This window comes from Parabacteroides sp. ASF519, assembly GCF_000364265.2.
Classification (GTDB): domain Bacteria; phylum Bacteroidota; class Bacteroidia; order Bacteroidales; family Tannerellaceae; genus Parabacteroides; species Parabacteroides goldsteinii.
The window spans coordinates 2,004,892-2,015,852 of record NZ_AQFV02000006.1; the positions used below are offsets into that span (position 1 = coordinate 2,004,892).

The following is a 10,961-nucleotide window of genomic DNA, read 5'->3' on the forward strand; positions in this document are numbered from 1 at the left end:
TCTTGAATCTTTTTAAATAATAATCTATGTATATTTCTTCATCATCTTTTAGCTATCGTCTGTTAAGCGGCTTGCTTTTCTGCCTGCTGATTGCCTGCCGGAATGAGGCAGACAGTAATAATCAATATGTAAATAAATGGATTGGGACCGGTTTGGAAGGAAGGGTGGCTCCTGTAGCGTCTGTTCCGTTCGGGATGATGCAGATAGGAGCGGATACGCGTCCGTATGGTGCCGGCTATCATTATGACGATCCCTCTATCCTGGGCTTCAGCCATCTGCATAAAAGTGGCGGAGGATGTGCCGATTTTCTGGATATCTTATTTATGCCCTTACCTTTGAATAGCGGTATGGCGGACGAAGAACTTTATTCAAAACAGTATCAGGCGGTATTATCCCATAAAGACGAGAAGGCCGAACCCGGATATTATTCTGTCGGTTTATATGATAAACAATTGACGGTTGAACTGACGGCTTCCCGGCGCTGTGGCCTACAGCGGTATACGTATGCCTCTGAAGGTGAGATACCGGTGATTGTCGATTTAAAATATGGCTCGGAAAGTGCTTGTACCATACAAAGCGAGCATGATGTCGATACGGTGTATGCGTCGGCTTTTGAATGGGTTGATCCGTATACCGTTCGTGGATATCGTTGCTCGAACGGGTGGACGCCGGGGCAACAGGTTTATTTTTATTCCACCTTTTCTTCCCCTATTAAAGAGTGCGTTTTATATGTCGACGACCGGCGATTGGAAGGGATGACTTCGGCGGAAGGAACGAACATAAAGGCTTTATTGACTTTTGAGAGTAATACGGGCGAATTGGAGGTCCGGACGGCACTCTCTTCGGTGGATACACAGGGAGCTGCCAAGAATCTTTGGGCAGAGACAAAAAATAAAACATTTGATGCCATCCGCGAAGAGGCCGCCGGCAAGTGGCACGATGTGTTAGGGCAGATAGAAATCGAAACGACAGACCGTAAGAAGAAAGAACTGTTTTATACTTCTTTACACAATGTGATGCTGTATCCGTTTTTATTTTCTGATGTGGATCATTGTTTCAGGGGACCGGATTGGCAGGTTCATCAGACGGACGGGTTCGATTATTACGGGGGAGTCATCGGTTTTTGGGATACGTTCCGGGCGGCCTGCCCGCTTCTTTCGGTGCTTCATCCGGAGGTGGCCGAAGACTATGTAAAAACATTGCTGGAACATTACAAGTATGCCGGTCAATTGCCTATCTGGACGTTGTGGGGCATTGAGAATTATCAAATGACCGGAATACATTCGCTTCCCGTAATTACCAACGCTTATTTGAACGGTATTATCGGTTTCGATACGGAACTGGCTTTCAAAGCAATGACCGAATCGGCGATGAAGGATACGTGCGGGTATTCGATGGGCTATTTCGTCGGATTGGAAAATTATAGGAAATACGGTTACGTACCTTGTGATATGGAAATGGAATCGGTGGCCCGCACGCTCGAATATGCTTTCGACGATAGGGCGCTGGCACGTTTTGCCGAACAGATAGGAAAAAGCGAAGAGGCTGCTTATTTCAATGAACAGTCTTTCAATTATAAAAATGTATTTGATGCTGATATTTGCTTTGTCAGGGGAAAGACAAAAGAGGGTAAATGGCGTACACCTTTTGCTCCGTTGGCCTCTTCGCACCGTAAGGATGATTATTGCGAGGGGAATGCCTGGCAGTGGTCTTTCTTTGTTCCTCACGATGTGGAAGGGTTGGCGGCTTTGATGGGCGGAAAGGAACGGTTGGCTGCCCGCCTGGATTCGCTTTTCACGATGTCTTCTGCATTGGAGGGCGACGATGTATCCGGTGATATCTCCGGCCTGATCGGACAATATGCCCATGGCAACGAACCCGGTCATCATACGATTTATATGTATAATAAAGTGGGGCAGCCATATAAAACCCAGAAGTATGTCAATCAGGTACTGACAACCTTGTATAATAATACGCCGGATGGCATATGCGGGAATGAAGATACGGGGCAGATGAGTGCCTGGTATGTCTTTAGTGCTTTAGGTTTATATCCGATGGACCCGGTTTCCGGCCAATATGAGTTGGGGGCTCCTTTGTTTGAATATGCAAAGATCAAATTGCCTTCGGGTGCGGATTTTATTATAAAGGCCAGGAATCTATCCGATAGCAATATCTATGTCGATAAAGTCTTTTTGAACGGGGAGGAATTGAAGCGAACCTATATTACTTTCGAAGAAGTATTACAGGGAGGAGAACTGGTATTCGAAATGAAGGGAGAAGATACGTTATAGATGTTGTTGTGTGTACAATAAATGTATGTGTTTTTATTGCTTATATAATTGATAGTCTGTATATTTGCAGTAGTAGATGTTTGAAAAACATAATAATAAGATGTAATTTATACAAGAAGTATGAAAAGTTTGTTGCTAACCTTTCTGATTGCACCGTTATTGATCGGTTGCCAGGATACTCATCCGATAAAGGCAAAGATTGCCCAGTCTCCGAAAACCTTTTGTAACCCGGTCAACCTCAACTACCGGTTTATGAAAATAGATGGAGGTGAGGGGATTCGCGAAGCTGCCGACCCTGTTGTGGTGTCGTTTAAAGACAAATATTACCTGTTTGCCTCTAAGTCGTCCGGCTACTGGTATTCCGAGGATTTTACGGATTGGAAACATGTCTTCATCACCGATTCCGTGTTGCCGATAGAAGATTATGCACCGGGGCTTTTTATACATAAAGACCATCTCTATTATGTCGGTTCTACACATGGAAAAGGCATGCTGTACCGTTCGGCTGCACCGGAAACGGGCGAGTGGGAACCGGTGAAGGAAATCTGGTCTTACTGGGACCCTGCTTTTTATGTGGAAGGGGATAATCTCTATATGTACTACGGCTGTTCGCCCGTAGACCCTATCTATGCACAGGTTTTGGACCTGAACACCCTGGAGGCCCGGACAGAAGTGATTACCTGTTTCAACAGTAATAAAGAAGAATATGGCTGGGAACGGACAGGCGAGCACAACGAATTGCCCGCCGCCCTTATATCGAAGGAGCCTGGATGACGGCTCATCAGGGGAAATATTATTTACAATATGCCGCTCCCGGAACCGAATGGAAATCGTATGCCGACGGAACGTATGTCAGCGACTCTCCCTCGGGTCCTTTTACCTATATGGAAAACAGTCCGGTCTCTTATAAGCCGACAGGCTTTATCGGGGGAGCCGGACATGGCTGTATGTTTACCGTAGGCAGCGAAAATTACTGGAAGGCGGCGACCAATTCCATTTCCGTCCGGCATATGTTCGAACGGCGCGTCTCTTTCTATCCTGCGGGTTTCGATAAAGACGGCTATCTCTATACGGATACTTATCTCGGCGACTATCCGATGTTTTTACCTACGGAAAAAAGACAGGCTTCCGATAGTTTCCAGCCGGGCTGGATGCTGCTTTCTTACGGTAAGACGGTTACGGCTTCCTCTACGTTGGATGGTTTTCCGGCAGAGAACATCGTGGATGAGGATTCGCGTACGGCCTGGGTTGCCGCTACCAACAACGATACGGAATGGTTGCAGGTGGATTTGCAACATCTTTCGTCTGTCAATGCCATTCAGGTCAATTTCGATGAATATGGGGCCAAACAGAAGGGCTTCGTTCCGGGTGTTTACCAGAGTTATGTGATTTATGCCTCGGTGAATGGGGAGGACTGGTATCCGGTAGTGGATTACAGCACGAAAAAGACGGATACCCCGCACGATTATATCGAGTTTGAAGAACCGTTCAAAGCGCGCTATATCAAACTACAGAATAAAGAATATACCGTATCGTCCAACCTCTCGGTCCGCGATTTGAGGATATTCGGAAACGGTTTGGGTAGCAAACCCCGTCCGGTGAATGGCTTTACGGTTAAGCGGAATGAAGAAGACCCGTGTATAGTCAGCCTGGCCTGGAACGAAGTGCCGCATGCCCAGGGGTATATTGTCCGTTATGGCATTGCCGAAGACAAGTTGTATAGTAATTTCCAGGTGATGGGAGAGACCTCGCTGGAGATCGGCAGCCTGAATAAAGGTGTTACTTATTATTTCACGATAGATACTTATAACGAAAACGGTATTACCCGGACCGAACAGGTGGAGGTCTGCCGTTAATCCATTTAAGAAACAATAGATCAGAGAAATGAAAAGATTGATTTTTACAGTGATGTTATTACTCCCCTGCCTTTGGCTGGGTGCCCAGTCACAGCGGGAGAGAGAGTTGTTGAATCAGGATTGGCTTTTTGCTAAAGGGCATGCGGCTAATCCGGAGAAGGATTTTAATTACGGGCAGGCATTGTCGTTCTCTAAGATTGCCTTTTTGCAGGAGTCGACTATGCTGGATGCAGACCAGGAATCACGTTTGGCTATTCCTCATACGCAACGGTTTGACGACAGCAAGTGGGAGAAGATCTCTTTGCCTCATGACTGGGGGATGGCTTTGGGATATAGCCAAGAGCAATTCAAGATGAAAGGATACCGTAAGTTGGGCGGACGTGCACCCGAAAACAGTGTGGGCTGGTATCGGAAACGGTTTACTCCCGAGTTGGTAAAAGGGAATCGGTATACGCTGGAGTTTGAGGGTATCTTCCGTGATGCACAGGTATGGATGAACGGTGTCTATTTAGGACGCGGTGAGAGCGGTTATGTGCCTTTGGTCTTCGATGTAACGGAATGCCTGAATTATGAAAAGGATGCGGAAAATGTGATTTCCGTCCGTGTAGATGCGACTCATTCCGAATTATGGTCGTATGAAGGTGCCGGTATCTATCGGAATGTATGGTTGACCCGCACGGCTCCCGTGCATATCCCGCAATGGGGGACGTTTGTCACCAGCGAAGTGGATTTGCAAAAGAAGGAAGCCCGTGTGAAGGCACAGATAGAAGTGACGAACCAAAGTGGTAAATCGGTCGATCTTATTGTGCAAAACAGTATAATCGACTGTCAAGGGAAAGAAGTAAACAAGTCTGGTACAACCCTTACCTTACCCTCGTTGGAAACGAAAGAGGTGGAAACATACATGGATGTACGGCAGGTTGACTTATGGTCGTTGAAGACTCCGACGCTTTATACGTTGCATACTGATATTTTGTTGGATGGGGCAGTTGTCGATAGCTACGATACCTCTTTCGGTATCCGTGACATCCGTTTCGATGCCAACGAAGGTTTCTTCCTCAATGGCGAACGAGTACAGATTCAGGGGGTATGCTGCCACCAAGACCATGCCGGTGTGGGGATTGCTGTTCCGGACCAGCTGAATGCGTGGCGAATCGCCCGTCTGAAAGAGTATGGAGTAAATGCATACCGCGCCTCCCATAATCCTCCGACGGAATCTGTCTTGAATGCTTGCGACACGCTGGGTATGCTGGTCATGGATGAACTGCGTGTATTGAGCTCCAGTGATGAAGGTCTGAGCAAGCTGAAGACAATCATTCGCCGCGATAGGAATCATCCGTCTGTTATCATTTGGTGTTTGGGAAACGAAGAACCTGCCATACAGGGAACAGAGAAGGGGCGTATGATTGTTGAGCGCATGAAAGCCGTTCAGCGCAAACTGGATCCTACTCGTCCGTGCACGGCTGCCATGAACGGTAGTTGGGGGAAGGTTTTACCTATGCCGTAGATGTACAAGGTTCTAATTATTATAAAATAGGCAATATCGACGCAGTTCATGAAAAGTTCCCGAATCTGCCTTGTATCTTCACCGAAGAGGCAAGTACGGTGATGACGCGTGGTATTTATGAGACTGATGCGAAGAAGGGTTTCCATCAGGCTTACGATCGTGATGTTCCGGGATGGGGAGCACGTGCACAGGAATGGATGCGTTATGTCGATGCACGCAAGTTTGTCGCCGGTGCTTTCGTATGGACCGGGTTCGATTATGGAGGTGAGGCACAGTTGCATTTCTGGCCGGGTGTAGTTTCTCATTTCGGCATATTAGACTATTGCGGTTTCCCGAAAGATGCATTCTGGTATTACAAGGCTTGGTGGACGGAAGAACCGGTGTTGCATGTGCTTCCTCATTGGAATGGAATCGGTACGGATTCGGTCGATGTACATCTGTATACCAATATGGATGAGGTGGAATTGTTCCTGAATGGCAAAAGCCTGGGTAAAAAGACGGTTGAAAAGTTCGATATTCCTGCTTGGCGTGTTAAATATACCCCGGGTAAGCTGTTGGCCAAAGGGAAGAAGAACGGAAAGAAATACACCGAGTTGGTGGAAACTACCGGAAATCCGGCTTCCTTGCAACTGGTCAGTGAAAACGGAACTTCTATCCAGGGCGATGGTAACGACGTTGCTATCATTACCGTAAAAGTGTTGGATGCCAAAGGACGTGTAGTACCTACTGCTGAAAACGGAATTCATTTCGATGTCCGTAACGGCAAGATTCTGGGAGTGGGTAATGGTAATCCTTGTAGCCAAGAACCGGATGCCTTCCCTGCCGGCAGCGATGTACACCGGAATGCATTTAACGGCTATGCCCAGGTACTTGTCACCAGTGACCGTTCCGGACAACCGATCGAATTGACTGCTGTATCGGAAGGGTTGAAAGAGAGTAAGATTATTGTAGAAGTAACTAAATAAAATAGGCAATTACATGAAAAGCAAACTGAAAAGTATCGTGTTACTGGCCGCTCTCTCTTTGGGCGGCCTGATGGCACAAACGTACGACTATCCGTTTCGTAATCCGGACCTTCCGTTGGATGTCCGGGTACAGGATATCATTTCCCGTCTGACGCTGGAAGAAAAAGTCCAGTTGATGAAGCATGCCGCCCCGGCTGTTCCCCGTTTGGGTATTCCTGCTTATAACTGGTGGAACGAAGCGTTGCATGGCGTGGCTCGTACGAAGGAAAAGGTGACTGTTTTCCCGCAGGCGATCGGTATGGCTGCCACCTTCGACACGGAAGCCCTTCAAAAGATGGGAGATATGACCTCTTCGGAAGGACGCGCCCTGTTCAATGAAGACCTGAAAGCAGGCAAGACCGGCGAAATCTATCGTGGACTGACTTATTGGACTCCGAATATCAATATCTTCCGTGATCCCCGCTGGGGACGTGGACAGGAAACCTATGGCGAGGACCCGTACCTGACAGCCAAAATGGGTTCGGCGATCGTTCACGGCCTGGAAGGAAATAATCCGGAGTATCTGAAGTCGGTGGCTTGTGCTAAACATTATGCCGTACACAGCGGTCCTGAACACAACCGCCATTCTTATGACGCCCGTGTTTCCATGTATGACCTTTGGGATACTTACTTGCCCGCTTTCCGGGAACTGGTGACTAAAGCGAAGGTACATGGTGTGATGTGCGCCTATAACCGTTTTGAAGGAACTCCCTGTTGCGGGCATAACGAGTTATTACAGGATATTCTTCGTAACCAGTGGAAGTTCGACGGATATGTGACGTCCGACTGCTGGGCAGTCAGTGATTTTGCCAAGTATCATAAAACACATAGCAACGATACGGAAGCCGTAGCCGATGCCGTTCTGAACGGTACAGACCTTGAATGCGGTAATCTTTATCAGAAATTGCAACAAGGGGTGGAGAAAGGCTTGATCTCCGAGAAAGATATCAATGTATCTTTGGCTCGCCTGTTCGAAATCCAGTTTAAGCTGGGTATGTACGATCCTGCTGACCGGGTGCCTTATGCATCTATCGGTCGTGAAGTGATCGAATGTGATGCCCACAAAAAGCATGCCTATGAGATGGCGCAGAAATCAATGGTGTTATTGAAGAATAATAAGAATATCCTGCCGTTGAATGCCTCCAAGATCAAACGTATCGCCCTGATCGGTCCGAATATGGATAATGGCAGCACGCTGTTGGCTAACTATTTTGGTACGCCGAGCGAAATCATTACCCCGTATAAGAGTTTGCAGAAACGCTTTGGTAACAGTATTCAGATCGATACGCTGACAGGTGTTGGTATTGTTCAGAAACTCGAAGGCGCTCCTTCTTTTGCTCAGGTGGCTGCTCAGGCTAAGAAAGCAGACATTATCATTTTCGTGGGTGGTATCAGCGCTGATTACGAAGGCGAAGCCGGTGATGCCGGAGCTGCCGGTTACGGTGGATTTGCCAGCGGTGACCGTACAACGATGAAACTGCCTCCCGTGCAGACCGAACTGATGAAGGAATTGAAAAAGACGGGCCGTCCGCTGATCCTGGTCAATATGTCCGGTTCCGTGATGAGCTTCGACTGGGAGAGCCGCAATGCCGATGCGATCCTGCAAGCCTGGTACGGCGGACAAGCTGCCGGCGATGCCATTACCGATGTTCTCTTTGGCGACTATAACCCGGCCGGCCGTATGCCGTTGACTACCTATATGAATGACGAGGATCTTCCGGATTTCGAGGATTATTCGATGGCAAACCGTACGTACCGTTATTTCAAAGGCGATGTAAGATATCCGTTCGGCTATGGTTTGAGTTATACTACCTTCGGGTATGCTCCTTTGCAGAATGCCTCCACCGTCAAGACCGGAGAAAGCATTCAGGTAACCACAACCGTAACGAACACCGGAAAGCGTGCCGGCGACGAAGTGGTTCAGTTGTATGTATCTCATCCGCAGAACGGCAACACCCGTGTCCCCTTACGTGCCCTGAAAGGTTTCAAACGTATTCATCTGGATACAGGTGAAAGCCGGCAGGTAACCTTCACCCTTTCTCCCGAAGAACTGTCTTTGGTGGATGAAAAGGGTAACCAGGTCGAGAAAGAAGGCACAGTCGAATTATATATCGGCGGCGGCCAGCCTTATAAATCGGAAGGTAGCTTCGGGGAACTGAAGATTGAAGGGGAGAAATATGTAGTTTATTAATTTCTATTGCATATCACAACTGTGCTCCTTTCATATCACAGTTGGATTCCGTTTGTTTCACAGATGGATTTCTTTTGTATCACAGCTGTGATATGCAAAAAGAATCAGATGTAAATAACAAGGGAAAGCAGGCAAACAGCACTGCCTCCCTTGTAATAACCAATAACCGGAAGGGAGATAGAACACTCCGGTATACGAGCTTGCAGGCGATTGATCCGTTTTCATATCTGTTGGGATCAATTACTGCAAGCTTTGTTATTTTTACCCCGATATTGGTTGTATAATTATTTATTTACTTATTTTTGCGCGGGGATATTAGGAGATGAGACATCCGCTTTTTACTATTATATACAGAGAAAAAACTATATTGCTATGATTATTAACGAGAGTACATTCAAAGATGCATATAATGATTATTTTGAAATTATATGCCGCTTCCTGAATTATTATACCCGTGATTATCAGGTGATAGAAGAAGTTGTGCAGGATGTCTTTGTAAACCTTTGGGAAGATTATGAAGGAAAGGATGTTCAGTACATCAAGACCTTTCTTTATAATAGTGCCCGTAATCGTATGTTGAACTACCTGCGTGATGAAGAAAACCACAATGTCTTGTTAGAGAAATGGGCCCGCATCGAGTTGGAGAAGAACGAATCCATAGATTGTGTTGACCGGGAGTTATTCTATCAACTATTGCAAGCCGCCGTTGAGTCTTTGCCGGAGAAATGTAGAGAAATATTCATCTTGAGCCGCGAAGAGCAACTAAGCTATAAAGAAATAGCACAAGTAAAAGATATATCCGTAAAGACTGTTGAAAATCAGATGGGGATAGCACTTAAAAAGATCCGGGAGTATCTGGCTGCACACTCTGATGAAACCATTGCCCTTCTCTTCCTTTTACTGAAACTGACAGAAGAATAAAAAAATATTCATATCCTTTTGGGGGTTTTGTCCCTGCCCATGTGTCTACTGAATAAAATAGCAGAACATGGATAAAAAACAGATACCTTACGAACTATTGGCGAAATACCTCTCCCGGCAATGTACGACCGAAGAGCAGGAACAGGTTATCCGCTGGCTTGATGAAGAGCCAGGACATCACCTTTTACTGGATAAGTTAAGAAAGCAGTGGGAAGCTGTCCGTTTGGACACTTCTGCTTATGTGATACCGGATAAGAAAATGGTTTGGGGAAAGATACAGGACCGTATCCGGCATAAAGTGAAACAGGTTCCGTTGTATTCACGTTCCCTGTTGATCCGCGTCTCTTCCGTAGCGGCTGTCGTGGCGTTGGTTCTGGGTTTTGCTTTGTCTTCTCTGATCAATAACCCGGAAAAATCCTGGCAGGCTACTCAGTTTGAAAATGTGATAATAGCTCCTCCCGGACAAAAAACACAGCTTGTCTTGCCCGACGGGACGCTTGTCTGGTTGAATTCCGGTTCCCGTTTATCTTATAATTATCAATATAGTACATACGATCGTGTCGTCAATCTGGAAGGAGAGGCATTCTTTGATGTAAAGAAAGATACTCAATATCCATTTATTGTGAAAGCCGGGGAAGTAGATGTCAAAGTGCATGGCACGGCCTTCAATGTCAGTACCTATGCGGATGAAGAGAATATTATGGTTGCCCTGCTTCGTGGTAAAGTAAGTCTGTTATCGGCTACCGGCCAGAATTTACTGACTTATTTATCTCCTAATCAGGAGGCCATAGTTTCTAAGAAGAATTTGTCTTGTCGGGTTGAATCCTGTGATGCGGAAATCGAAGCTAGTTGGCGGCATAACCTGTTAAAGTTTGATGGTGCTCCAGTAGAAGAAGTATGGAAGAAATTGGAGCGTTGGTATGGAGTGGATATTACATTATCTAATGTGGATACCCTTAAGTCTTATTGGTTTACAATTAAGACGGAATCATTGACGGAATTATTAGAGATGATCAATAAGATATCTCCGATAGAGTATAAACTGAACGGAAAGGAGGTGACGATCAGATATAAATAGAGAGTCTTTTATCAGACGTGTTTTGCCTTATGCGTAAAAGGCACAGAGACCCCTAATCTCCATGCCTTTTGAAATATATATACCTGTACTTTTATCCTGCCGAAAATTAGACA

Annotated in this window: 8 protein-coding genes; all 8 read left to right on the plus strand. The window is 46.3% G+C overall.

The genetic code is table 11. The annotated features are described in order from the left end of the window. Nucleotides 1-26 precede the first annotated feature (26 nt). The 8 genes from C825_RS07705 to C825_RS07740 all read left to right on the plus strand — a co-directional run bounded on the left by C825_RS07705 (nucleotide 27) and on the right by C825_RS07740 (nucleotide 10,848). A complete protein-coding gene (locus C825_RS07705; protein WP_010802052.1) occupies nucleotides 27-2,291 on the plus strand; it encodes a GH92 family glycosyl hydrolase in 2,265 nt (754 codons plus the stop codon). 120 nt (nucleotides 2,292-2,411) lie between these two features. After that, the gene (locus C825_RS07710) at nucleotides 2,412-3,065 is read left to right on the plus strand and encodes a glycoside hydrolase family protein (protein ID WP_250690570.1); all 654 of its coding nucleotides are present in this window, start codon (nucleotides 2,412-2,414) and stop codon (nucleotides 3,063-3,065) included. Beyond that, on the plus strand, nucleotides 3,062-4,147 hold the full coding sequence (locus C825_RS07715; RefSeq protein ID WP_250690571.1) for a discoidin domain-containing protein: 1,086 nt from the start codon (nucleotides 3,062-3,064) through the stop codon (nucleotides 4,145-4,147). The genes C825_RS07710 and C825_RS07715 overlap by 4 nt, the downstream gene beginning before the upstream one ends. A 28-nt stretch (nucleotides 4,148-4,175) precedes the next feature. After that, complete coding sequence (locus C825_RS07720) at nucleotides 4,176-5,654, plus strand: glycoside hydrolase family 2 protein (RefSeq protein WP_250690572.1); 1,479 nt, start codon at nucleotides 4,176-4,178, stop codon at nucleotides 5,652-5,654. Continuing rightward, nucleotides 5,627-6,619, plus strand: coding sequence for a DUF4982 domain-containing protein (locus C825_RS07725; protein ID WP_250690573.1), 993 nt, complete (start codon nucleotides 5,627-5,629; stop codon nucleotides 6,617-6,619). The genes C825_RS07720 and C825_RS07725 overlap by 28 nt, the downstream gene beginning before the upstream one ends. 13 nt (nucleotides 6,620-6,632) lie before the next feature. After that, nucleotides 6,633-8,849, plus strand: coding sequence for a glycoside hydrolase family 3 C-terminal domain-containing protein (locus C825_RS07730; protein ID WP_010802055.1), 2,217 nt, complete (start codon nucleotides 6,633-6,635; stop codon nucleotides 8,847-8,849). Between the two features lie 372 nt (nucleotides 8,850-9,221). Further along, on the plus strand, nucleotides 9,222-9,770 hold the full coding sequence (locus tag C825_RS07735) for an RNA polymerase sigma-70 factor (protein ID WP_010802056.1): 549 nt from the start codon (nucleotides 9,222-9,224) through the stop codon (nucleotides 9,768-9,770). Between the two features lie 67 nt (nucleotides 9,771-9,837). Next, the gene (locus tag C825_RS07740) at nucleotides 9,838-10,848 is read left to right on the plus strand and encodes a FecR family protein (RefSeq protein ID WP_010802057.1); all 1,011 of its coding nucleotides are present in this window, start codon (nucleotides 9,838-9,840) and stop codon (nucleotides 10,846-10,848) included. Nucleotides 10,849-10,961 lie beyond the last annotated feature (113 nt).